A 21,944-nucleotide genomic window follows, 5' to 3' on the forward strand; every position below is an offset into this window, starting at 1 on the left:
AAAGGGGAACAGCATGGCCAGCATTGTTCAGATCAAAGACCTGAAAAAATCTTACAAAGGCGGATTTGAGGCGCTCAAAGGCGTTACCCTTGACATTCGTGAAGGCGAGATATTGGCCTTGCTCGGCCCAAATGGAGCAGGGAAAACTACCTTGATTTCAACGATTTGTGGCATCACCACGGCGAGTTCCGGATCGGTTACGGTTGGCGGACATGACATCGTTCGCGACTACCGCGCTGCGCGTTCAATGATTGGTCTGGTTCCGCAGGAAATCAATCTCGAACCGTTCGAACGTGTCATCAATACAGTGCGATTTTCGCGTGGTCTATTTGGGAAATCAGGCGACGAGGCAGGACTAGAAAGCATTCTGAAGAAATTGTCTCTCTGGGAAAAGAAAGACAGCCAAATCAGAGAGTTGTCAGGCGGTATGAAGCGTCGTGTGTTGATTGCAAAGGCCCTGTCGCACGCCCCGCGCGTACTTTTTCTGGATGAACCCACGGCGGGTGTTGACGTGGAGCTGCGCAAGGACATGTGGGAAATCGTTGCAGGATTGAAACAGGCGGGGGTCACGATCATTCTGACGACACATTATATCGAGGAAGCCGAGGCAATTGCCGATCGTGTTGGTGTGATCACCAAAGGTGAGTTGATGCTGGTTGAGGAAAAAGACAAGCTGATGGCCCGAATGGGTCAAAAAGAGCTTGAGGTGCAATTGGCCGAAACGCTCGATGAAGTGCCCAAAGCACTTCAATCAGATACCCTGCGCCTGTGCGACAGCAAAACGGCGCTGATTTATACCTATGACGCCCGGGCCGAACGGACGGGCATTACCTCGCTTCTGTCTGCGGTTGCCAAAGAGGGGCTGACCCTGCGCGATCTGGTCACACGACAATCGAGCCTCGAGGAGATTTTTGTGAACCTGGTGCACGAAGGGGATGAACCTACTGATAAGGAGGGTGCGGCATGAACTGGACTGCTGTGCGCTCCATATATATTTTTGAGATGGCTCGATTTTTTCGGACCATCGCACAGAGCTTTCTGGCACCTGTCATCTCTACTTCACTCTATTTCGTGGTTTTTGGTGCCGCCATCGGCAGCCGGATCCAAGAGGTTGACGGTGTGAGCTATGGCGCATTCATTGTGCCGGGATTGATCATGCTTACGGTCATCACCCAATCAATCTCGAATGCCTCCTTTGGTATCTACTTTCCAAAATTCATTGGCACCTTCTTTGAATTGCTTGCTGCGCCGATCAGTTTTCTCGAGATCGTTCTGGGCTATGTGGGCGCGGCCGCCACCAAGGCGTTGATTATTGGCATCATCATTTTGGTGACGGCATTTTTCTTTGTCGATTTCTCGATCGTGCATCCCATGGCGATGATGCTGTTTCTGGTTCTGACCGCGATCAGCTTTTCACTCTTCGGATTTATCCTGGGCATTTGGGCTGGTAATTTTGAACAACTCCAAATCGTCCCCCTCCTGATTGTTACACCGCTGGTCTTTCTGGGTGGATCCTTTTATTCCATCTCCATGCTGCCTTCGGTCTGGCAGACGGTTTCGATGTTCAATCCGGTGGTCTATCTGATCTCGGGGTTTCGCTGGGCATTTTATGATACGGCGGATGTGCCGATCCTGACCAGTTTGATGGCCATTGGCGTCTTTACCGGCATTTGCCTTTATGTGATCTGGTGGATATTCCGGTCTGGCTGGCGCATCCGTCAATAGCTGGCGTTAATAATCGGGACATGCGTCCTTGTTTGCACCTGCTGCGCGTTCTACATGAGGATACATGAATAACTGGCTGCCTTTCCTCAAATCTGATCCGACCGTCGCTGTAATCCGCCTTTCCGGTGTGATCGGCGGACAAGGACGTGCACCCTTGAATGATGCCACGCTTGCGCCGGTGATCGAAAAGGCCTTTGCCAAAGGCAAACCTGTTGCGGTGGCGATAGAAATCAATTCGCCCGGTGGCAGTCCCGTCCAGTCGTCGTTGATTGGTGCGCGTATCCGGCGTCTGGCCGAAGAAAAAAATGTCCCCGTCATCGCCTTTGTCGAGGATGTTGCGGCGTCGGGTGGGTATTGGTTGGCTGCGGCAGCCGATGAAATCTATGCAGATCCATCCTCTATCGTGGGTTCCATCGGTGTGATCTCGGCATCTTTCGGATTGGATGAGTTTATCAAATCCCATGGGATCGAGCGGCGGGTATATACCGCAGGCAAATCAAAAAGCATGCTGGATCCGTTTCGCCCTGAAAATCCGCAAGATGTCGATCGGTTGAAAGCGTTGCTGGACGATATTCATGGTAATTTCAAAGACCATATTTCAACGCGACGTGCGGGTAAGCTGCGCGAAGACCAGGATCTGTTTACGGGAGAGATCTGGCTGGCCAAACGCGCAACAGAACTGGGTCTGATTGATGGCATTGGCCATTTGCGTCCGATGTTGAAAGAGCGTTTTGGCGACAGTGTCCGATTTCGGAATTATTCTGTCAAACGTGGGCTGCTTTCGCGTTTTTCCGCGCAGATTGTCCAGGATGCGGTGCAAGGCATCGAAGAACGCGCGGCCTATGCACGCTTTGGTCTGTAACAAATGATAGCGAAAATTGTCCTTCTTTTTCTGGTGCTTATGGGTTTACTTGCTTGGTTCGGTAAAATGCATTGGTTGGGTTCCAACCGGTTGAAACAAACCAAATGTGGCGGGTGTGGGCGATACCGAATTGGAAAAGGACCCTGCCCCTGTAGGGAGAAAACCTGATGTTGATGCCGTGGGTGATGTCCGGCCTGGGTCTGGTGATCTTGCTGCTGGCGGGGGACGCACTGGTCAAGGGGGCAGTCAACCTTGCGCTGCGTCTTGGTATTCCTGCGTTGATCGTTAGCCTCACTATCGTAGCGTTCGGGACTTCGGCACCGGAATTGTTGATCGCGATCAAAGCGGTGTTGGATGATTTACCCGGCCTTGCGATGGGCAATGTTGTCGGGTCCAATACTGCAAACATCATGTTGGTACTGGGGATCCCCGCATTATTGGCGAGGATGCATACCTCTGAATGTGACACACGCAAAAGCTACAACTTCATGATCGCGGCCACGTTGTTGTTTATCGCCTTGGCGTTTCGTGGTGTCTTTGACTGGTTAGCCGGCCTCGTGTTGTTGGGGGCTCTTGGCTATGTGTTGGCCGATCAATTTTGTGACGCCCGCAATCACCGGCGCGCTGAAAAAGCCATTGAAGCACCCGAAGGCGCGGATGAGAGTATGCCCACTTGGCAGATATTGGTTCTCGTGGTCATGGGATTGGTGGGCTTGCCGATTGGTGCATCGCTTTTGGTTGATAATGCGACCATCATCGCCAAAGCATACGGCATCAGCGACACGGTGATCGGCCTCACCCTGGTAGCAATCGGGACATCCCTCCCGGAACTTGCAACAACAGTGATGGCTGCCCTGCGGCGTCAGGCTGATGTTGTTCTGGGCAGTGTTATCGGCTCCAATATGTTCAACCTTCTGGCCATCATTGGCATTTCCAGTCTGATCGGCCCGATTGATGTTGACCCTGCGTTCCTGAATTTCGATCTTTGGGTCATGTTGGCCGCTTCGCTGTTTTTGGTGCCTTTTGTTTATCTCAAGATGGACTTCACGCGCATTTGGGGGATCTTCTTCACGGCGCTATATGCACTTTACTTGTATGTTGTTCTGATCTGAGGAGATGATCCATGGATGCGACGAACAGGCGCGCAATTGTCACGGGTGCAGGCCAGCGCATCGGCGCTGCATTGGCGCTGTATCTGGCCAGACGTGGGTTTGATGTTGCAGTTCACTATGCAAGCTCTGCAGATGGGGCAGAACAGGTTGTGAATGACATCAAGGCCATGGGGCGCAAGGCCGTCGCCCTAAAGGCTGACTTGTTGGACGACGCTGCGACCACAGACCTGTTTGACCGTGCAACAACGGCGTTGGGCGGGCCGATCATCTGTTTGGTCAATAATGCTTCGATCTTTGAATATGATACAATTCAAACCGCGACCCGCGATTCATGGGACAGGCACATGGGCAGCAATCTGCGTGCGCCTTTTCTTTTGACGCAAGCTATGGCGGCACAAGGGTTAAAGGCGACAACAGATGCGCAGGCGGAGCCGCTGGCAAGCGGATTGATCGTCAATATGGTAGATCAGCGCGTGCGAAAACTGACGCCGGAATTCATGACTTATACACTCGCCAAAATGGGTCTTTGGGCATTGACCCAGACCACGGCGCGCGCGCTTGCCCCCCAGATCCGTGTCAATGCCATTGGTCCGGGCCCCACGTTACAGGGTATGCGTCAATCAACGGAACATTTTGCAAAGCAACGCAAGAATACCGTTCTGGGGCGCGGGGCCGACCCTTCGGATGTTGTGGCGGCACTTGGTTACTTTCTTGATGCGCCTGCGGTGACAGGGCAACTGATTTGTGTCGATGGCGGGCAACACCTGGGATGGCAGACACCGGACGTGATTGGGGTGGAATGAGCGACCAGCCAATCAAAGTTCTGCACCTTTGCAGGGGCCCTCACAAATCTGTTACAATTCAGCCTGTATTATCAGTGACTTGGGAACAGGTTAATAAAATATTCTTTATAATCAATTGGTTCAATATGTGCCTAAAAAATAGGCAAATCAAAGAACTCTGCCAAATACAACGATAATTTCAGGCTGGTCGAAACTTACCCGCAGAGTTATCCACAGTATTCGTGGACAGGTTAACACTTGTCCCTGCGAACGGCATAGTGCAGGGCAAACAGAGAATCAGGCAGGCATATGACTGACCAATCCCAGCGACAGCCCCTTGGCCATGAGGTGATACAGGGTTACCTTAAAACCATCGACAGTTCTCCGGGCGTTTACCGGATGCTCGATAGCGAAAGCCGTGTGCTCTATGTGGGCAAAGCCCGGAACCTGCGGGCGCGGGTCAGCAACTATGCACGACCGGCAGGGCATTCGGGGCGCATCGCGCGGATGATCGCAAATACTGCGTCGATGATGTTTCTGACAACCAAGACAGAGACCGAGGCCCTGCTTCTTGAACAGAACCTGATCAAGCAGCTCAAACCCAAGTTCAATGTGCTGCTGCGGGATGACAAGAGTTTTCCCAATATCCTCGTCACTGCGGATCATGATTTCCCCCAGATCAAGAAACATCGCGGGGCCAAAAAGGAAAAAGGATCCTATTATGGCCCCTTTGCCAGTGCCGGGGCTGTGAACCGGACGCTCAACCAGTTACAGCGGGTCTTTTTGTTGCGGGACTGCTCCAATGCGATGTTCGAAAGCCGGACCAGACCTTGTTTGCAATACCAGATCAAACGATGTTCCGCGCCTTGTGTGGGCAAGATTTCACCGGAAGGCTATCGCCAGACGGTAAAGGATGCGGAAAAGTTTCTGTGCGGCAAGACCACCGACATTCAGGCGCGTCTTGCCAGCGAGATGAATGCGGCGTCCGAACAGCTGGAATTTGAACGCGCTGCTGCATTGCGTGACCGGATCAAGGCACTGACGCAGGTGCAAACAGCGCAGGGCATCAATCCAAAGGGCGTATCAGAAGCCGATGTCATTGGCTTGCATATGCAGGACGGGCTGGCCTGTGTGCAGGTGTTTTTCATTCGCGCCAATCAGAATTGGGGCAACAAGGATTACTATCCGCGTGTCGGGGTGGATGTGGATGCTGCCGAAGTGCTGGAGGCCTTCATTGGACAATTCTATGACCAGCGGGACCCACCGCCGCAACTGATATTGAGTAATCAGGTCGAGAACCCCGATTTGATGGCGGACGCCCTGGCAGGTAAACTGGGGCGCAAAGTGGAACTGGTGGTGCCCAAACGGGGCGAGAAAGCCGATCTGGTGGACGGAGCCCTGCGCAACGCACGGGAATCGCTGGCGCGGAAGATGGCCGAATCGGCGACACAGACGAAATTGCTCAAAGGGTTGGCCGAGGCATTTGAACTGCCGGCACCGCCCCAGCGGATCGAAGTGTATGACAACAGCCATATCCAGGGCACAAATGCGGTGGGCGCAATGGTTGTCGCCGGGCCGGACGGGATGATGAAGAACCAATACCGCAAATTCAATATTCGCGGTGAGGATCTGACCCCAGGTGATGATTTCGGCATGATGAAAGAGGTCCTGACTCGCCGGTTCAAACGTTTGCTGAAAGAAGATCCCGACCGTACCGAGGGGCATTGGCCCGATTTGTTGCTTATTGACGGTGGTGCAGGACAGGTGAGTGCCGTGGCCACGATCATGCGCGCATTCGGCGTTGAGGATATTCCGATGGTCGGTGTAGCCAAGGGGGTAGATCGCGACGCGGGCAAGGAGGAATTCCACCGGGTCGGCAAACGACCGATGGCTTTGCGACACAATGATCCGGTACTTTATTTTGTACAACGCATGCGGGACGAGGCGCATCGTTTTGCCATTGGCACCCATCGGGCCAAACGCGCCAAGGCGGTGGGGGCGACACCTTTGGACGATGTGCCGGGTGTGGGTGCCGGGCGCAAGAGAGCCTTGTTGGCGCATTTCGGTTCAGCCAAGGCCGTCGCACGGGCGAATCTGTCGGACCTCAAGGCGGTGGACGGTGTGTCGGATGCTTTGGCAGAAACGATATACGCTTATTTTCATGAACTTGGGTAAAGTTTTGGCGAAAAAACTTACCGTTGCGCAGGCCGAGAGTGCGGACGGTATATATGGCCAAAAAGAGGAGAGGTGTTGGTGCTTTTCCCTGACGCCGCGGCGCTGTAGAGTGGCGCCATGAAGTGGAATTTGCCCAATATTCTGACGCTCCTGCGTCTTGTCGCGGCACCGATGGTGGCGTTGATGTTCTTGTATTTTACGCGACCCTATGCGGATTGGTTCGCGTTGCTCTTGTTTGTGTCGGCGGCAGTAACCGATTGGTTTGATGGCTATCTGGCGCGGGCGTGGAAACAGGAAACCAAGCTTGGTGCGATGCTGGACCCGATTGCCGACAAGGCGATGGTGGTGATTGCGTTGATGGTGATCATCAAATATTCAAGCTGGTCACCCTGGCTGGTGCTGCCTGCCACCTTGATCCTGTTCCGGGAGGTTTTCGTGTCGGGACTGCGCGAATTTCTGGGGGATGTTGCCGGCACGCTGAAGGTAACCCGACTGGCAAAATGGAAAACCACCTTTCAGATGACGGCGATCGCGGTTTTGTTCAGTCAGGGTGTTTTTGAACATTATCTGGGCATGTCGGTGTTCGGAATGGATCAAAGCCTGATTGCTGCCATTCTCGACGGCTCTGAGGAAGATGTTCTTGGGCTAAGCTGGAAATTGACAGGTATGGAGTGGTCCGGCCGGATCGGGCTATGGTTGCTTTGGCTGGCGGCCGCTCTGACCGCGATTACAGGTATCGATTACCTGTTGAAAGCAATGCCACATCTGAGAGAGGGGCGTTGATGGATATTCTATATTTTGCCTGGGTGCGCGAACGCATCGGCCTGCCGCGTGAACAATTCGAGACACAGGCCGCAACGGTTATGGAACTGGTTCAGGAGTTGCGCGCGCGAGAAGACCGCTATGCCGTGGCATTCTCTGACCTGTCCGCGCTGCGGGTTGCGGTGGATCAGAAACTGGTCGATTTTGATGCGTCTTTGGCAGATGCGCGCGAGGTTGCGTTTTTCCCGCCAATGACGGGCGGTTGAGGCATGCGCGTTGCTGTGCAAGAGGCCCCTTTTGATCTGGGACAGGAGAGCATCGATTTTGCCCGCGGCCGTCACGAGATGGGGGCAATCGTAACCTTTACAGGGCTGGTGCGCGACTCACCCGAGGATCCATTGCAGGCGATGGAGATCGAACACTATCCCGGCATGACCGAAGCGGCGCTGGCGGATATTGCAGAGCAGGCCATTGCGCGGTTCGACCTGGGCGATGCCCTGGTTATCCATCGCTTTGGCCGGCTGGAACCAGGGGCCTTGATCATGATGGTTGCAACAGCTGCACGCCATCGCGGAAATGCATTCGAGGGGGCCGAATTCTTGATGGATTACCTGAAATCGCGCGCGCCTTTCTGGAAACGGGAGATCAGTGCAAATGGGGCAGAGTGGGTTGCGGCGCGCGATGCGGACGAGGACGCACTGAAACGCTGGTAACGTGCGCGGCCTTTCCTGTCTGAAGAACAATCTGCTGCGCCTGAAGCCTAGCGTTTGCTCGAAAACACTTCGCCGGTAGGTGCGGACTGACTTTCGATATAGCCACGCATTTCTTCGGCCTCCTGTCGGGCATCACGCAAACCTTCCATGGCGGCCCCCAGTTCGGCTTCGGTTTGTGCCAGCTGATTTGTCAGCTCTGCCTCGCGTTGTTGCAGATAGGTAATCGCCTGGTCGCGGGTTTCTTCGGCCTCGTGCAGTTCCTGACTCATCCGGTCTAGTTCAGCGACATCTCCGGGGGCCACGCGGGTAAATCGATGCAGCAGCCAATTGGCGAACCAGCCCAGACAGAAAGCCACAAACAGGATAATTGCCGTCGCAAAAACAAATTCGGTTCTACTCATCGTTGGGGCCTTCTTGCGAGGTTTGATCGTCTGTATCGCTGGATTGTTCGGTACTTTCCAGCGCTGTTTGGGAAGATGCATCACCTGTGTCGGAACTGATCAGGCGGAATTCGATTCGGCGGTTGGCTTCGCGGCCGGCTTCGGTGTCGTTGTCCGCAATCGGGTTTGCCTCACCATAGCCCTTGGCGGTGAAAGTCCCGGTCAGCACCCGCCGTGCGCGCAATTCGTTCAACACCGATTCAGCCCGGCTTTGGCTTAGCGACTGGTTCATCACCTCTCGACCCTGGCTGTCGGTATAGCCTTGGATTTCAAGGGGTAAATCGCCACAGCGTTTCAAGACTTCCGCGATCTGATCCATGATCCCAAGTGCCGAGGCGTCGATCGTGGCAGAGCCGGGTTCAAAATTGATTTTGCCCGTGGTCAGCACCTCACCGATTTCTGCGACACATTCCTCGGGCGTTGGCAGTCCCAGTACTGGATCTAGCTTTTCTTCATAGACGACACCGATGTTATATTCCGCGCCTTCCCCCAGTTTGCCTGCCAGGAGGGAGGCTATTTCGGTGCTGGCATTCGGGTTTCCGGTGTTGCCGACAACCGACAGGCTGTCTGGTGTCACAACGACCGATCCGTTGTTGAGTGCCGCCAGCGCTTCGAGGGCGGTCAGCACCCGCGGTGGCCAGTCAGCGGGCAGGTCTTCGACGATACGGGCGGCAGTATAAACGTTCTGAGAGCCAAAACGCGCCTTGGCATAGCTGTCGGCCAATTCACGAAGCGCGACATCGCTAAGGCGTCCACGCAACTGCACTTGGCCTTCGGGACTGAGTGTTGCTGTAAACTCAGGCGGGCCCTCGTTGGGGTCCAGCACCTTGGGCAGCTTGGAACGGAGGGCAAAGACCTCGGGCAAGCTGTTCTCAAGTTCGCCTACAACACGATCAAAATCGGATTGATCGCTGCCTGGTAGGGCAACCAATGTGATGTCTGCATCGGCAAAGGCGATGGATCCGCCCCCTAGATCTTTTACCGCGCGGATGGCCTTTTCGACGGCTTCACTCCAGCGTGGTGTCGGTACCCCGAGGCCGACGGTGCATCGGGCAGTTCCGGTCACGCCGGCACGGGTCGCGGCGGCCAGTATCCGGATGCGCGCTTCTTCTGTATCTGCAGAGCAGGCATCAAAACGGGCACCGTCGCCGTCCATTTCGAATCGCAAAGTGAACGGGGTGATTACCGGACGTGGAGCTGCAATGTCGAGGACCAGCTCGACACTTGGCGGCAGGCTGCGGTTCAGCTTGTTTTCCATTGCGGCCTTGGCGGCGGCGCTGTCGGCGATGGCGGTGATCGAAACGCGACCAGCTTCGATTGATGCTTTGGCACGGGGAAGCTGGGCCATGGCCGACAAGGCAAAGGCCAAGGCATCTTCCCACCCTTCTGGGGCCGGGTAGTTCGCCTGTTCAAGCAGGTCGGTGACATTTGCATCTCCGGCAATATCCGAAAAGCGGGCGATTGCACTCTCCCGGTCTGTTGTCGTCGGTATCAATCCGATGATCGAAATGCCGCTGTCATTGCGCAGTACCTCGGCCGAGAACCGCGGCGGAGCGATCGCAGCCTGCGCCTCGACTTCCATTTCGTCCAGCACGCGTGCTGCGTCTACAATGGAGCCGGCTGTGGTCAATGCCTTGAAACGCACAGCTTCGGTTGGCGCGATACCGGCAAGCGTGACCTGCAGACCATCGGCCTCGACCTCGGCCCATGTCATGCCGGCATCATCCAGCGCGTCGCGTACACCGATTTCAGAAGATTCCTCGATCAGTTTCACGCTGAAATTGGCTGCGACCAGGGACACCACCGCTGCGGCGAAAAAGGTCATTGCAATGATCAGCAGTGAAGACAGGCGCATGAGTTCGTTTCATCCAGTGAGGTTACGTGTTGATACGCCCAGCAACGGTGGGGTGCAATCACGCCAGGAGGGCTGCGGCAAAAAACACGAGCGGGATTATGCCAGCATCGCGATTTGCGAGAAACAATTGATGCATTTTGGCGGGATTGTTTATGTCAAGACCGCGCAGTTGCCACGCCATGTGCCAGCCCATCGCCCAAGGCCCGCCCAAGGCAATTACAAGAGCAAGTACCGAGGCATTAGGCAGGGCTGAAAACAAAGCCGCCAGCCCGATCAAGCCTACGGTCGCCATCAAAAACCGGCGCAACCACTGCGGCGATTTGTCGCCGAACAGGCGCGCTGTCGATTTAACGCCGATCAAGGCGTCGTCGTCAGTGTCCTGATGGGCATAGATTGTGTCGTAAAACAACGTCCAAGCGATGCCACCGGCATATAACAAAATCGCCGGCGAATTCAGCGTGCCAGCATGGGCAGTCCAGACCAGCAGGGCACCCCAATTGAACGCGAGGCCCAGGAAAACCTGTGGCCACCAGGTAAAGCGTTTGGCAAAGGGATACACAGTAACCAGCAACAAGGACAGAAAGCCCAGGCCGATGGCTGCCTTATTGAAGGTGAACAGGATGATAGCAGCAAGCAGGGCCTGAATAACCATCCATGCGACGGCCGCTTCGACGGAAACCTGTCCTGATGGGATCGGGCGAGAGCGTGTGCGCGCCACCTGCATGTCGATGTTGCGATCGGTGATGTCATTCCAGGTGCAACCTGCGCCCCGCATCAGAAAAGCGCCAATGCCACATCCGACCACAATCCACAGATCGAACCAGCGGGGACTTTGATCATAGAGGATGGCCAGTGCCAGTCCCCACCAGCAGGGCAACAACAACAGCCACGTCCCGATGGGACGATCCGCACGGGACAGGCGCAGAAAGGGCCGCGAAAAAGCGGGCGCATAGCGATCTACCCAATTGTCAATTGCGGCATCTGCAACAGGTGCATCTGGTGATGTGGGCATGTCTTGCATATATCAGGCTCATGAGTGCGAAGATCAGACTTTATGTAGAGCACCCTCTGGGGGTTGGGCAATCGGTTCCTTTGGAGAAAGGGCAGGCGCATTACCTTTTCGGGGTCATGCGGCTGGTGGTTGGCAGTCAGGTTTTGCTGTTCAATGGCAAGGATGGCGAATGGCGGAGCGAAATCGTGCAGTCAGGCAAGCGTGGGGGAGTTTTGGCCTGCGTCGAACGGACGCAGCCGCTGCAGATGCCACCCGACCTCTGGTTGCTGTTTGCTCCGATCAAAAAGGCGCGAACCGATTTTATCGTCGAAAAAGCAACAGAAATGGGCGCTGCCCGGATTGTGCCGGTGATGACAGAGTTTACGAATGCGGGGCGGGTGCAGCGAGATCGCTTGCAAGCCCATGCGGTCGAGGCCGCTGAGCAATGCGGTGGTACCTTTGTGCCCGAAGTCGCTGAAGCAGTGAAGATCGGGCGGTTGTTGGACAATTGGGATGTTTCTAGGCGGATCATGTTCTGTGATGAGACACTTGCGGGCGGATCTGGGGTCCTGCCGGAACTTGACGGTCCTTGGGCGATTCTGATTGGACCCGAGGGAGGTTTTTCCGGGCGTGAACGAACACGGTTGCACAAAGCGGAATTTACCGATGCTGTTACGCTTGGCCCGCGGATCCTGCGCGCGGATACAGCGGCGGTGGCCGCAATGACCGTCTGGCAGCAGAGGCTTGGCGACTGGCGGTGCCTGTGACATTCCTGCGTCCCGAAGCAAAGGATGCCGTCTGGCATTGGCGCGAAGTTATCGCAGGTTTTATTCTCTTCCTGTTGGGTCTTTGGCTGGTGACACGACCGGGGTTTCTGCTTGCCTTTCCCGGCTATGCCGCCCTTGCTGTTGGCGGGTTGTTGGTATGGTTGGGGGTGCAGCGTGGCCGGTTTCGTCGCGCGGATGATGGGGCCGGTGCAGTACAGGTAGATGAAGGGCAAGTGACTTATTTTGGTCCTCTGAGCGGTGGCACAATTGCCCTGCGGGAAATGGAAAGCCTCACCTTGGATGGCAAGATGTTTCCTGCCCATTGGCGGCTCGCGCAGCAGGGCCAACCCGCCCTGTTGATCCCCGTGAATGCCGTGGGTGCAGAGGCATTATTTGATGCATTCGCGGCTTTGCCGGGTCTCCGAACGGAACGGATGCTAACCAATTTACGCAGTGCACCGCATCAAGCAGTTGTGATCTGGCAGCGTGATCCCCTGCGTCCGGTTGGCACATTGCTACATTGACACCCTCGCGGATTCCGCCCATCCCTGATCCCCTAACGAAACGGCTTTCGAGGTCACACCCATGTCTATCCCTCAATCCGGAGGTGGCCCCATCGAGCGCCACGAGCAACTCGCCGAATATCTGGCCGATGGTTGCAAGCCTAAAGAAGACTGGCGTATCGGCACCGAACACGAGAAGTTCGGCTATTGCAAAGACACGCTCAAGCCGTTGCCCTATGAAGGCGAACGTTCGATCCGTGTGATGTTGGAAGGTCTGCGCGATCGGCACAATTGGACGCCGGTTGAAGAGGCCGGCAAACTGATTGGTCTTGAGAAAGACGGAGCCAATGTCTCGCTTGAGCCGGGCGGGCAGTTGGAACTCTCGGGCGCACCGGTCGAGACAATTCACGAAACCTGTGACGAGGTGAATACCCACCTGAAAGAAGTTCAGGACGTTGCTGACGAGATCGGGATCGGCTGGATCGGGCTGGGCGCTGCGCCGGAATGGACCCACGAACAGATGGATCTGATGCCCAAAGGGCGTTACAAACTGATGAATGACTACATGGGGCGCGTTGGCACCATGGGGCGCGTGATGATGCGTCGCACCTGCACCGTTCAGGTGAACCTCGACTTCGGGTCAGAAGCGGACATGGTTCAAAAAATGCGGGTCGCAATTGCATTGCAGCCTGTTGCCACCGCATTGTTTGCCAATTCTCCGTTTTTTGAGGGTAAACCGAACGGCTATAAATCGCTGCGGTCGATGGTCTGGCGCAATCTGGATAATGCCCGCACCGGCACCTTGCCCTTCATCTTCGAAGAAGGATTCGGATTTGAGCGTTGGGTTCAATATGCGCTCGATGTGCCAATGTATTTTGTTTACCGCGACGGCAAGTATGTGAATGCACTTGGTATGTCGTTCCGTGATTTCCTGGAAGGGAAATTGCCCGCATTGCCCGGCGAAATTCCCACACTCAGCGATTGGGCTGACCATCTGACCACGGCTTTCCCCGAAGCGCGGATGAAAAAGTTCATTGAAATGCGCGGTGCTGATGGTGGTCCCTGGCGCAGACTTTGTGCCTTGCCCGCCTTCTGGGTTGGGTTGATGTATGATCAGGCGGCGCTGGATGGTGCTTGGGATTTGGTCAAGAACTGGACACCCGCACAACATGACGCTTTGCGGGTGGCGGCATCCGTCGACGGGTTGCAGGCGAAAGTGACGGGTATCAATATGCACGACCTTGCCCGTGAGACGCTCGCCCTGTCAGAAGCAGGCCTCAAGGCGCGTAGCAGAGCCGGCGCAGGTGGCATGGTGCCTGATGAAACCCATTTCCTGAATGCCCTGAAAGAAAGCGTCGAAACCGGCAAAGTGCCCGCAGACGAATTGCTTGATGACTACTACGGCAAATGGAACGGTGACCTAAAGCAGATCTATAAGGACTACAGCTACTAATTCGTTGCGGCTGGGTAATGATAACCGCAATGAATTAGGCGGTTCCAGGCTCAGAACCCGGCCGCCCATTGTTGTGAGCAGGGCTGGCGCATCCGTCATCGGTCCGGTTTAATGTCAGGGCTTCGCTCCCTGCATCACTGCCGCTGGCGATGTCATCCCTTTTGGCCGATTTTCGGTTCTGTACCTGCCTTGATGCGCAAGATATTTGAGCGATGTCGGACATAGAGCAGAACCGTCAGTGTGATGCCAAGAATCAGCATATAACCAAACCCAAGCATCACCATTAGGATGGTTGACGCCGATGCGGCTGCGAGCGCCCCCATTGATGAAACCCGTGTCGCCCCTACCGCGACCGACCAGCACAGGCAGCAACCAACACCGACGGGCCAGGCGAGCGCCAGCATGATGCCTAGAAAGGTTGCCACGCCCTTGCCACCGTTGAATTTCAACCAGACAGGAAAGCAATGACCCAGCATTGCTGTTAAGGCGGAAAGTTGTGCCGCATCCTCACCAGCCATGGCACGCGCCAGAAGCACGATCACCGCACCTTTTGCCGCATCAAAGAACAGGGTTAAAGCGGCGGCTTTCTTGTTCCCCGTCCGCAGGACATTGGTGGCACCAATGTTACCCGATCCGATGTTTCGCAGATTGCCCAGCCCCATAACGCGGGCCAGCACCATACCAAAGGGGATAGATCCGGCAAGATAGCCTAGAACGGCCCAAAGGGTCAGGACCAAGGGCGAAGAATCGATTAACGGCATCAGTGCCCCTCAAATACGCAGGTTCCGGCAACGAAAGTTCGCAACACCTTACCCTGCATCCGTGTGCCGTCAAACGGCGTGTTGTGCGATTTCGACCGCAGTGTTGCACGGTCCATGACAAAGGGTGCATCCGCATCAAACAAAACCAGATCGGCAGGGGCACCAATGGCGAGGCGTCCACCGGGCAAGCCCAAGCGTTGAGCGGGATTGAACGACAGCGCCCGCCATAAGGTGGCAAGGTCGATAAGTTCCGCATACACAAGTCTGAGGGCGGCGGGCAAAAGGGTTTCCAGACCGACAGCGCCTGAAGCGGCCTCTTCAAAGGGCAGGCGTTTTGATTCCTCGTCCTGGGGGGTATGCATTGAGCAAACAATGTCGATGAGGCCACTGGCAACGGCATCGGCAACGGCCAATCGGTCGTCTTCGTCACGCAAAGGCGGCTTCAGTTTGAAAAAGGTCCTGTAATCCGCCACGTCCAGTGCGTTCAACGACAAATGGTGGATCCCGATGCCAGCAGTGATGTCGAGTCCATTTGCCTTGGCGCGGGACAATGCGGGCAATGCGCGTGCAGTTGTGATCTGGTCGGCATGGTATTTCGCACCGGTCATTTCGATCAGGGCAATGTCTCGGTCCAGGCCCATCCGCTCGGCCATTGGTGACACGGCAGGCAGACCACGCAGGGAGGCGAATTTGCCCGAAGTCGCGGCGGCCCCAGCGCTTAATGTCGGTTCTTGCGGATGCGCGATGACCAATGCACCAAGGCTGCGGGCATAGGTCATCGCCCTCGCAAAAACCTTGGTGTCGGTAATCACATGGTCGCAATCGGTAAAAGCGGCGGCACCAGCATCCATCAAAAAACCGATCTCGGTCATTTCATGGCCTGCGCGGTTCTTGGTCAACGCCGCCATCGGAACAACATTCACCGGCGCGGCCTCATTGGCGCGACGGGTGACGAACTCAAGCACTTCGGGGTTGTCGATGGTGGGCTTTGTGTCGGGCCGCGTGATCATCGTTGTCACTCCACCGGCCGCAGCCGCCAACCCGGCAGAACGATAGCTTTCCTTGTGCCGTTCACCCGGTTCGCAGACCTTGACTCCGAGATCAACGATACCGGGCGCAAGGTATTTTCCCTTGCAATCAATGATCTGTGCACCCGGTGGGGGCGACGAAACATCATGGGTGATCTGCGTAATTCTGCCTTCTGCAATGCTGAGTGTTCCGGTAGAAATAGTCCCTGCTTCGGGGTCGATCAGCTTGGCATTGAGAAAATGCAGCGTCATGGCGGGCCTTCGGTCTGGATAAATTTGTGCCGTCTTGCCTGAAAATTCACATTTAACCAAGCCTGTTCTGTTTTAGCGAGGCAGTGGACCACGGGCTTCTTCGATCTGAGCGGCCGTTGCGGCGGCATAGGGCAGGTAACGCATCAACATGCGCTGACCCGAGGCAAGTTTGATCACCACCCGTGATCCAAGCTGTGGTTTGGCGCTGACGATTTCTGACAGCGGCAATTGCGAACGCCCGTCAGGGCCGTCGTGAATGAACTGCCCTTCGCTGATTTGCCAAATATCGGTACGCAGGTTGCGCCAGCGCATCATGTCTTCAACCACAAACCCCAAGGTCAGCGTGGCAGAGATCAAAAACGCCCAGGCAGTTGACAGGTTAAAATATACGGCAAAGGCAAGCCCAACTGCCGCAAGCCCAACAAAGGTAATCGCGGTACTGATGGCCACACGGCGCAGGAACACGCGTCGCGAGGGAGCCCAGGATATTTCGTCAGCAGTCATGCGATCCAAAACATCATGCCCGCAATGCCAAAGGCAACCAGCAAGGCGATCATCGCAATGCGGCCGGACATCTTTGGGTCAGGTTTGGGTTCTTGCATCTGTTTTCCTTGTGATTGAGCGGGTTAAAACCGAGTTAAAAAAACGCCAACCAGAGAATGAATGCAGCGACGATGCACAGGATTGCAACGATCAGGGTAGCGCTGCCGCGATTGTCCTGAGCATTGGCTGCTGTGGCCGTCACCGACCCAGTATAGGGTTTGGCAGATTCAGCCGAAACGTCGATCTGCGTTGTTGGAGCGGGCGTTTGTGCATAGGTACCGATCAGAGTCAGAGCAGAATCAGGCGTCAAACTCCCGCCCGCTCCGCCGAAAGCCACGGAGTGTACAAGCATCACCCAGCCATCAAGAGCCGCCAGTTTCCCGCCATCGCGTTTGATGTCATCCTCGCGTGCATCTGTACCTTCGCGCAGGTACCCCGTCAGCCCGATGTCGCCCAAGTCGGTCAGCGGAAAGACTTCTACGCCATCGGTGTTTAGCGATTCCACCCCAAGGATTGCTGATTGTGCCTGAGGGCTATTGCGCAAGGCACGCGCCTGGGCGGGGGGCATGGACAGGGAAAAGACCCGTGTGGTGCCGATCTCTCCTGTGGGAATATCAATCCGGGTCATTGGCGGGTCATACCGGTTGCAACGTTTGGGCACGCTGGTTTCGCGCCAGCAGATCCATCGCGGCCATCCGCACAGCTACGCCCATTTCGACCTGATCCTGAATGACGCTGCGGTTGATGTCATCGGCCAGCGTGCCGTCAATCTCGACCCCGCGGTTCATCGGGCCGGGATGCATGACGATAGCGTCAGGCTTGGCATGGGCCAGTTTTTCCGCATCCAGACCGTAGCGGTGGTAGTATTCACGTTCCGAGGGGATGAACCCGCCGTCCATACGTTCCTTTTGCAGGCGTAGCATCATCACCACATCGACATCCTTTAACCCTTCGGCCATGTCATCAAAAACCTCGACACCGAATTCTTCGATTCCCGCAGGCATCAGTGTCGGCGGACCGATCAGCCGAATCCGGTTCTCCATCTTGCCCAACAGCATGATATTGGAGCGCGCCACCCGACTATGTGCAATATCGCCGCAAATCGCAATCGACAGCCGGTGCAACCGTCCCTTGGCACGGCGAATGGTCAGCCCGTCCAGCAATGCCTGCGTCGGGTGTTCGTGCCGTCCGTCACCTGCGTTCAGCACCGCGCAGTTCACCTTTTGCGCCAAAAGGTCCACGGCCCCCGATTGCGGATGGCGCACAACCAGCAAATCGGGGTGCATCGCATTCAAAGTCATCGCGGTATCAATCAGGGTTTCGCCCTTTTTGATTGACGACGCCTGCATCGCCATGTTCATCACGTCCGCCCCCAACCGCTTGCCGGCGATTTCGAAACTGGCCTGCGTGCGTGTGGAATTCTCAAAGAACATGTTGATCTGCGTCAGTCCGGCCAGCGCATCCGTATGCTTGTGCGGTTTGCGGTTGAGGTCGACATAGGTATCCGCCAGATCAAGTATCGCGATGATGTCGTTCTGGGACAGATGCTCTATGCCAAGCAGATGACGATGTTCAAATGAACTGGTTGAGAAGGACATGGGTGCGGCCTCTGGCTGGAGTTGCTACCTTATAGCGTTCCGCGAAGGGGTGCGGCAAGGCAATGAGGGATTTTGATTGCTGTCGCAGAGGCGTAAGCTGCCCCCATGGAATCAGCGAATTTTCATTACGACCGTGCAATGCTGGAATGGCAGATCGAACTTGGCGCGACCGAGGCGATTCTGGACAGGCCGGTGAACAGGTATGATGCCCCCGCCGCGGAGGAAAAACCCAAGCTGGCCGCTCCATCAGCCTCGGGGGTGACGCCTGCCGTCAAGGTAGATCATGTCGCTGTCGCCGAAAGCGCGGCCGCTGCCGCCGGGACGCTCGACGAACTGCGCGAAGCAATCGCTGCGTTTGACCTGTGTGACCTCAAGAAGGGTGCGCGTAATCTGGTATTTTCGGATGGCATTGCCGGTGCGCGGGTAATGCTGGTGGGCGAGGCACCGGGGCGCGACGAAGACGTTGCCGGCAAACCTTTTGTCGGTCGTGCAGGTGATTTGTTGGACAAAATGCTGGCCGCAATCCGGATGGGGCGCGCAAGCGCGCAAGCACCGGTTTATATCACCAGTGTCCTGCCATGGCGCCCGCCCCAGAACCGCGATCCGAAACCCGACGAGATCGCGATGATGAGGCCGTTTCTGTTACGTCACATTGAACTGGCGGCACCCGACGTGTTGTTGTTGGCCGGTAACTGGCCCTGTCAGGCCTTGCTGGGTAAACGCGGGATCACCCGGTTGCGTGGTCAATGGACAGAAGTTGCAGGCCGGCCGGCGCTGCCGATGTTTCACCCTGCTTACCTACTGCGTTCTCCGGAATACAAACGCGAGGCCTGGGCCGATTTATTGAGTCTTCAGAAACGGTTGCGCGATGGTTGATCCCATCACACTTTTGACATTTGTACCTGCCGCTCTTGCGCTGAACTTCACGCCGGGGCCGGATATGATGTTCTGCCTTGGGCAGGGATTGCGCAGTGGTCCACGCGCGGCCATTGCTGGCAGCGGCGGCGTTGCGGTTGGAGGCATGGTACATGTCGCCCTGGCGGGCCTTGGGCTTGGCGCGGTCATGGCAACACATCCCTGGGCGTTTGATGTGATCCGCTGGTTCGGTGTTGCCTATCTTGTCTATCTTGCTGTGGGTGCCTTGCGCGCCTTGCCACCAACAGGACCGACCGCGCCCGGGCTGCCTGTGATGCGTGCTTTTGGCTCTGGTCTGGTCATCAATCTGACCAACCCCAAGGTGATATTGTTTGTTCTGGCCTTTGTCCCTCAGTTCATTCAACCCGAAGCGGGTAATGTGCTGGGCCAGTTCCTGCTGTTTGGTGTCGTGATTGGTCTGGGTGGTTTTATCGTCAACGGGGCGGTCGGTGCCTATGCCGGGCGATTTGGCCCGACGCTGACAAAAAACCGACGCATGGGACGTGTAATGAGCCGGATCAGCGGCGGCATTTTTCTGGCCCTTGCCGCCCGATTAGCTGTATTGGAACGATGATGAGCCGTATCGACGAAACCCTTGAATTCATTCCTGTTCGCATTGCTGTGTTGACCGTGTCGGACAGCCGCGACCTGTCCCAGGATCGCTCGGGTGACGTGCTGGTCCAACGGATCGAGACTGCGGGCCATGTTGTCGCTGACAGACATATCCTGCCCGATGAACGCACGCTGATCGCGGATCAGCTGCGCGCCTGGTGCGCAGACAAGGGCATTGACGTGATCCTCTCAACCGGAGGGACAGGATTGACCGGTCGCGATGTCACGGTCGAGGCGCACCGCGATGTCTATGAAAAAGAAATCGAGGCGTTCGGCACGGTGTTTACCATCGTGTCGATGCAGAAAATCGGCACATCGGCAGTGCAAAGCCGCGCCACCGGTGGTGTAGCGCATGGCACCTATCTGTTTGCACTGCCAGGCTCACCGGGCGCTTGCAAGGATGCATGGGACGAAATTCTGGTCAAACAGCTCGACTACCGCCACCGACCTTGTAATTTTGTTGAAATCATGCCCCGACTTGATGAACACAAACGTCGAAAATAGGCTGGGCAAAGAAAGTTGATTTCCCTGCGACGGAAAAATCTGCAACAGCCGTTTAAAGATGTAACTTGGTATTTTCGCGCTGACCATTAGACTATGGGTCAACGGCAAATTCTATAGAACGGATGGCAATGCGGTTTTTGCGTCAAAGCATGATTGGCCTCTTCTTGGCGGCCTGTACGGTTGGGCTATTGGTGTTTGCAGCCTCTCTGATCGGGGGGGCTGTCAGCGAACGTATGGCGGACGATCCCAAGGGGCCGCCAGCCCGCGAACGGGTCTTCGCAGTGACAGTTGTACGGGCCGAAGCCGAAGACGTGGTACCGGTTCTCGAGACATTTGGAGAAGTACAAAGCCGGCGTTTACTGGAACTGCGCGCACCCGGCGGCGGCCGTGTTGTTGAACTGGCCGAAGGGTTCGAGGATGGCGGCATTGTAAAAGCAGGACAGGTGCTGGTCCGGCTTGACCCTCTGGACGCGCAATCAGCCGTGGATCGCGCCCAAAGCGATGTCGCCGACGCCCGTGCCGAGGGGCGTGATGCCGCCCGTTCACTGGAACTTGCCGGTGCGGAACTGGACGCCATGCAAGTGCAGGCCAATCTGCGCACCAGAGCGTTTGAACGCCAGCGGGATTTGGTTGAGCGTGGTGTGGGCACTGCTGCCACGTCTGAAACTGCGGAACTGGCGGCGGCGGCGGCGCAGCAATCCGTGGTGTCACGGCGGCAGGCCGTTGCCCAGGCTGAAGCACGGGTAGATCAGGCCAAGACCCGTCTGGCCCGTGCCGAGATTGCCTTGGGAGAAGCCAAGCGGCGGCTGGACGATACCACGTTGACCGCGCCCTTTGATGGCACATTGTCTGCGACCAATGTTGTCGTTGGGCGGCTGGTCTCGGCAAACGAGCGGCTCGCCGAACTGATAGATCCTCAGGATCTCGAAGTATCGTTTCGATTGTCAACGGCGCAATATGCGCGCCTTTTGGACACAAACGGAGAGCTGGTGCGTGCCGAGTTGACTGTCACCCTTGACGTAACCGGTGTCGACATCGAAGCAACGGGCCGCATCAGTCGTGCAAGCGCCGCCGCTGGCGAGGGCGCAACCGGCCGGTTGATCTTTGCCGCATTGAGCCGGGCCAACGGATTCAAATCAGGCGACTTTGTTACGGTTCGCATCCATGAACCACTCTTGCGCAACGTTGTACGTCTGCCCGCTTCAGCGGTGGATGCGCAAGGTGCATTGCTGGTGCTGGATGCCGAGAACCGTCTTGAGGAAATTGATGTGAACGTCCTGCGCCGACAGGGCGATGAAGTGTTCGTGCAGGGGCCTGTTCTGGGTCGTCAGGTGATTGAGGCGCGTTCCCCCTTGTTGGGAGCGGGCATTTCGGTGAAACCGATCACGCGGGATGCTGCCCCCGCCGAAGCACCCGAGATGCTGGAACTGACCGAGGAGCGCCGCGCGCGGCTGGTGGCCTTTGTCGAAGGCAATTCCCGTATGCCAGAAGAGGCCAAGGCCCGGGTTCTGGCACGGTTGGCGGAACCCAAGGTCCCCGCAAACATGGTTGCCCGGATCGAAAGCCGGATGGGGGGCTAGGGAGTGGTGCG

General features: G+C 56.4%; 24 protein-coding genes. 16 read left to right on the forward strand and 8 right to left on the reverse strand.

What is annotated here, in order from left to right:
• Positions 1 to 13: 13 nt before the first annotated feature.
• From OS190_RS04240 to OS190_RS04280, 9 genes are all read left to right on the forward strand, one after another.
• Positions 14 to 967 (forward strand): ABC transporter ATP-binding protein, encoded by a 954-nt coding sequence (locus OS190_RS04240; RefSeq protein WP_267157426.1) that lies wholly within the window; start codon positions 14 to 16, stop codon positions 965 to 967.
• Complete coding sequence (locus tag OS190_RS04245) at positions 964 to 1,725, forward strand: ABC transporter permease (protein ID WP_267157427.1); 762 nt, start codon at positions 964 to 966, stop codon at positions 1,723 to 1,725. The genes OS190_RS04240 and OS190_RS04245 overlap by 4 nt, the downstream gene beginning before the upstream one ends.
• Before the next feature lie 64 nt (positions 1,726 to 1,789).
• Positions 1,790 to 2,587 carry a S49 family peptidase gene (locus tag OS190_RS04250; RefSeq protein ID WP_267157428.1) on the forward strand — a complete coding sequence of 266 codons (798 nt, stop codon included), beginning with the start codon at positions 1,790 to 1,792 and terminating at the stop codon, positions 2,585 to 2,587.
• A 170-nt stretch (positions 2,588 to 2,757) separates the two neighbouring features.
• Positions 2,758 to 3,699: a calcium/sodium antiporter gene (locus tag OS190_RS04255; RefSeq protein ID WP_267158290.1), complete on the forward strand. Its 942-nt coding sequence runs from the start codon at positions 2,758 to 2,760 to the stop codon at positions 3,697 to 3,699.
• 11 nt (positions 3,700 to 3,710) lie between these two features.
• Complete coding sequence (locus OS190_RS04260) at positions 3,711 to 4,502, forward strand: SDR family oxidoreductase (RefSeq protein ID WP_267157429.1); 792 nt, start codon at positions 3,711 to 3,713, stop codon at positions 4,500 to 4,502.
• 288 nt (positions 4,503 to 4,790) lie between these two features.
• Entirely contained in the window at positions 4,791 to 6,656 is a 1,866-nt protein-coding gene (uvrC, locus tag OS190_RS04265) for an excinuclease ABC subunit UvrC (RefSeq protein WP_267157430.1), read from the forward strand.
• Between the two features lie 117 nt (positions 6,657 to 6,773).
• The gene (gene pgsA / locus OS190_RS04270; protein WP_267157431.1) at positions 6,774 to 7,439 is read left to right on the forward strand and encodes a CDP-diacylglycerol--glycerol-3-phosphate 3-phosphatidyltransferase; all 666 of its coding nucleotides are present in this window, start codon (positions 6,774 to 6,776) and stop codon (positions 7,437 to 7,439) included.
• Positions 7,439 to 7,684: a molybdopterin converting factor subunit 1 gene (moaD, locus tag OS190_RS04275; protein ID WP_267157432.1), complete on the forward strand. Its 246-nt coding sequence runs from the start codon at positions 7,439 to 7,441 to the stop codon at positions 7,682 to 7,684. The genes pgsA and moaD overlap by 1 nt, the downstream gene beginning before the upstream one ends.
• A gap of 3 nt (positions 7,685 to 7,687) precedes the next feature.
• Positions 7,688 to 8,131: a molybdenum cofactor biosynthesis protein MoaE gene (locus tag OS190_RS04280; protein WP_267157433.1), complete on the forward strand. Its 444-nt coding sequence runs from the start codon at positions 7,688 to 7,690 to the stop codon at positions 8,129 to 8,131.
• Between the two features lie 47 nt (positions 8,132 to 8,178).
• Here the strand turns inward: OS190_RS04280 and OS190_RS04285 are convergent, their stop codons facing one another.
• Genes OS190_RS04285 through ubiA form a run of 3 tightly spaced genes read right to left on the reverse strand, consistent with a single transcriptional unit; the run spans position 8,179 to position 11,447 of the window.
• A complete protein-coding gene (locus tag OS190_RS04285; protein WP_267157434.1) occupies positions 8,179 to 8,532 on the reverse strand; it encodes a hypothetical protein in 354 nt (117 codons plus the stop codon).
• Entirely contained in the window at positions 8,525 to 10,426 is a 1,902-nt protein-coding gene (locus OS190_RS04290) for an OmpA family protein (RefSeq protein WP_267157435.1), read from the reverse strand. Before OS190_RS04290 ends, OS190_RS04285 begins: the two co-directional genes overlap by 8 nt.
• 58 nt (positions 10,427 to 10,484) lie before the next feature.
• On the reverse strand, positions 10,485 to 11,447 hold the full coding sequence (ubiA, locus tag OS190_RS04295; RefSeq protein ID WP_267157436.1) for a 4-hydroxybenzoate octaprenyltransferase: 963 nt from the start codon (positions 11,445 to 11,447) through the stop codon (positions 10,485 to 10,487).
• 11 nt (positions 11,448 to 11,458) lie between these two features.
• On the opposite strand from ubiA, the gene OS190_RS04300 reads away from it, so the two are divergent.
• The 3 genes from OS190_RS04300 (at position 11,459) to OS190_RS04310 (ending at position 14,140) form a co-directional block, all read left to right on the forward strand.
• Positions 11,459 to 12,184 carry a 16S rRNA (uracil(1498)-N(3))-methyltransferase gene (locus OS190_RS04300; protein ID WP_267157437.1) on the forward strand — a complete coding sequence of 242 codons (726 nt, stop codon included), beginning with the start codon at positions 11,459 to 11,461 and terminating at the stop codon, positions 12,182 to 12,184.
• Positions 12,181 to 12,708, forward strand: a complete 528-nt coding sequence (locus OS190_RS04305) for a hypothetical protein (protein WP_267158291.1) — start codon at positions 12,181 to 12,183, stop codon at positions 12,706 to 12,708. Before OS190_RS04300 ends, OS190_RS04305 begins: the two co-directional genes overlap by 4 nt.
• A gap of 61 nt (positions 12,709 to 12,769) precedes the next feature.
• Positions 12,770 to 14,140 (forward strand): glutamate--cysteine ligase, encoded by a 1,371-nt coding sequence (locus OS190_RS04310; RefSeq protein ID WP_267157438.1) that lies wholly within the window; start codon positions 12,770 to 12,772, stop codon positions 14,138 to 14,140.
• Positions 14,141 to 14,292: 152 nt separating this feature from the next.
• Here OS190_RS04310 and plsY read toward each other — a convergent pair whose 3' ends face one another.
• The 5 genes from plsY to OS190_RS04335 form a co-directional block, all read right to left on the reverse strand.
• Complete coding sequence (gene plsY, locus OS190_RS04315; RefSeq protein ID WP_267157439.1) at positions 14,293 to 14,901, reverse strand: glycerol-3-phosphate 1-O-acyltransferase PlsY; 609 nt, start codon at positions 14,899 to 14,901, stop codon at positions 14,293 to 14,295.
• The gene (gene pyrC, locus OS190_RS04320) at positions 14,901 to 16,181 is read right to left on the reverse strand and encodes a dihydroorotase (protein ID WP_267157440.1); all 1,281 of its coding nucleotides are present in this window, start codon (positions 16,179 to 16,181) and stop codon (positions 14,901 to 14,903) included. Before pyrC ends, plsY begins: the two co-directional genes overlap by 1 nt.
• Before the next feature lie 72 nt (positions 16,182 to 16,253).
• Positions 16,254 to 16,685, reverse strand: coding sequence for a hypothetical protein (locus OS190_RS04325; RefSeq protein WP_267157441.1), 432 nt, complete (start codon positions 16,683 to 16,685; stop codon positions 16,254 to 16,256).
• A gap of 133 nt (positions 16,686 to 16,818) precedes the next feature.
• Positions 16,819 to 17,352 (reverse strand): hypothetical protein, encoded by a 534-nt coding sequence (locus OS190_RS04330; protein ID WP_267157442.1) that lies wholly within the window; start codon positions 17,350 to 17,352, stop codon positions 16,819 to 16,821.
• A 7-nt stretch (positions 17,353 to 17,359) separates the two neighbouring features.
• The gene (locus tag OS190_RS04335; RefSeq protein ID WP_267157443.1) at positions 17,360 to 18,322 is read right to left on the reverse strand and encodes an aspartate carbamoyltransferase catalytic subunit; all 963 of its coding nucleotides are present in this window, start codon (positions 18,320 to 18,322) and stop codon (positions 17,360 to 17,362) included.
• A 105-nt stretch (positions 18,323 to 18,427) separates the two neighbouring features.
• Between OS190_RS04335 and OS190_RS04340 the strand changes: the two genes are divergently transcribed.
• From OS190_RS04340 to OS190_RS04355, 4 genes are all read left to right on the forward strand, one after another.
• Positions 18,428 to 19,198 carry a uracil-DNA glycosylase gene (locus tag OS190_RS04340; RefSeq protein ID WP_267157444.1) on the forward strand — a complete coding sequence of 257 codons (771 nt, stop codon included), beginning with the start codon at positions 18,428 to 18,430 and terminating at the stop codon, positions 19,196 to 19,198.
• A complete protein-coding gene (locus tag OS190_RS04345; RefSeq protein WP_267157445.1) occupies positions 19,191 to 19,811 on the forward strand; it encodes a LysE family translocator in 621 nt (206 codons plus the stop codon). Before OS190_RS04340 ends, OS190_RS04345 begins: the two co-directional genes overlap by 8 nt.
• On the forward strand, positions 19,811 to 20,353 hold the full coding sequence (moaB, locus tag OS190_RS04350) for a molybdenum cofactor biosynthesis protein B (RefSeq protein WP_267157446.1): 543 nt from the start codon (positions 19,811 to 19,813) through the stop codon (positions 20,351 to 20,353). Before OS190_RS04345 ends, moaB begins: the two co-directional genes overlap by 1 nt.
• Positions 20,354 to 20,481: 128 nt before the next feature.
• On the forward strand, positions 20,482 to 21,933 hold the full coding sequence (locus OS190_RS04355) for an efflux RND transporter periplasmic adaptor subunit (RefSeq protein ID WP_267157447.1): 1,452 nt from the start codon (positions 20,482 to 20,484) through the stop codon (positions 21,931 to 21,933).
• Positions 21,934 to 21,944: the final 11 nt, after the last annotated feature.

The organism is Sulfitobacter sp. F26204 (genome assembly GCF_026410305.1).
In the GTDB taxonomy this organism is placed as follows: Bacteria; Pseudomonadota; Alphaproteobacteria; order Rhodobacterales; family Rhodobacteraceae; genus Sulfitobacter.

Bases quoted from the DNA above. Each gene is read 5' to 3' on its own strand.
- OS190_RS04240 (WP_267157426.1), top strand. From the start codon at position 14: ATGGCCAGCATTGTTCAGATCAAAGACCTGAAAAAATCTTACAAAGGC.
- OS190_RS04245 (WP_267157427.1), top strand. From the start codon at position 964: ATGAACTGGACTGCTGTGCGCTCCATATATATTTTTGAGATGGCTCGA.
- OS190_RS04250 (WP_267157428.1), top strand. From the start codon at position 1,790: ATGAATAACTGGCTGCCTTTCCTCAAATCTGATCCGACCGTCGCTGTA.
- OS190_RS04260 (WP_267157429.1), top strand. From the start codon at position 3,711: ATGGATGCGACGAACAGGCGCGCAATTGTCACGGGTGCAGGCCAGCGC.
- uvrC (WP_267157430.1), top strand. From the start codon at position 4,791: ATGACTGACCAATCCCAGCGACAGCCCCTTGGCCATGAGGTGATACAG.
- pgsA (WP_267157431.1), top strand. From the start codon at position 6,774: ATGAAGTGGAATTTGCCCAATATTCTGACGCTCCTGCGTCTTGTCGCG.
- moaD (WP_267157432.1), top strand. From the start codon at position 7,439: ATGGATATTCTATATTTTGCCTGGGTGCGCGAACGCATCGGCCTGCCG.
- OS190_RS04280 (WP_267157433.1), top strand. From the start codon at position 7,688: ATGCGCGTTGCTGTGCAAGAGGCCCCTTTTGATCTGGGACAGGAGAGC.
- OS190_RS04285 (WP_267157434.1), bottom strand. From the start codon at position 8,532: ATGAGTAGAACCGAATTTGTTTTTGCGACGGCAATTATCCTGTTTGTG.
- OS190_RS04290 (WP_267157435.1), bottom strand. From the start codon at position 10,426: ATGCGCCTGTCTTCACTGCTGATCATTGCAATGACCTTTTTCGCCGCA.
- ubiA (WP_267157436.1), bottom strand. From the start codon at position 11,447: ATGCAAGACATGCCCACATCACCAGATGCACCTGTTGCAGATGCCGCA.
- OS190_RS04300 (WP_267157437.1), top strand. From the start codon at position 11,459: ATGAGTGCGAAGATCAGACTTTATGTAGAGCACCCTCTGGGGGTTGGG.
- OS190_RS04310 (WP_267157438.1), top strand. From the start codon at position 12,770: ATGTCTATCCCTCAATCCGGAGGTGGCCCCATCGAGCGCCACGAGCAA.
- plsY (WP_267157439.1), bottom strand. From the start codon at position 14,901: ATGCCGTTAATCGATTCTTCGCCCTTGGTCCTGACCCTTTGGGCCGTT.
- pyrC (WP_267157440.1), bottom strand. From the start codon at position 16,181: ATGACGCTGCATTTTCTCAATGCCAAGCTGATCGACCCCGAAGCAGGG.
- OS190_RS04325 (WP_267157441.1), bottom strand. From the start codon at position 16,685: ATGACTGCTGACGAAATATCCTGGGCTCCCTCGCGACGCGTGTTCCTG.
- OS190_RS04330 (WP_267157442.1), bottom strand. From the start codon at position 17,352: ATGACCCGGATTGATATTCCCACAGGAGAGATCGGCACCACACGGGTC.
- OS190_RS04335 (WP_267157443.1), bottom strand. From the start codon at position 18,322: ATGTCCTTCTCAACCAGTTCATTTGAACATCGTCATCTGCTTGGCATA.
- OS190_RS04340 (WP_267157444.1), top strand. From the start codon at position 18,428: ATGGAATCAGCGAATTTTCATTACGACCGTGCAATGCTGGAATGGCAG.
- OS190_RS04345 (WP_267157445.1), top strand. From the start codon at position 19,191: ATGGTTGATCCCATCACACTTTTGACATTTGTACCTGCCGCTCTTGCG.
- moaB (WP_267157446.1), top strand. From the start codon at position 19,811: ATGAGCCGTATCGACGAAACCCTTGAATTCATTCCTGTTCGCATTGCT.
- OS190_RS04355 (WP_267157447.1), top strand. From the start codon at position 20,482: ATGCGGTTTTTGCGTCAAAGCATGATTGGCCTCTTCTTGGCGGCCTGT.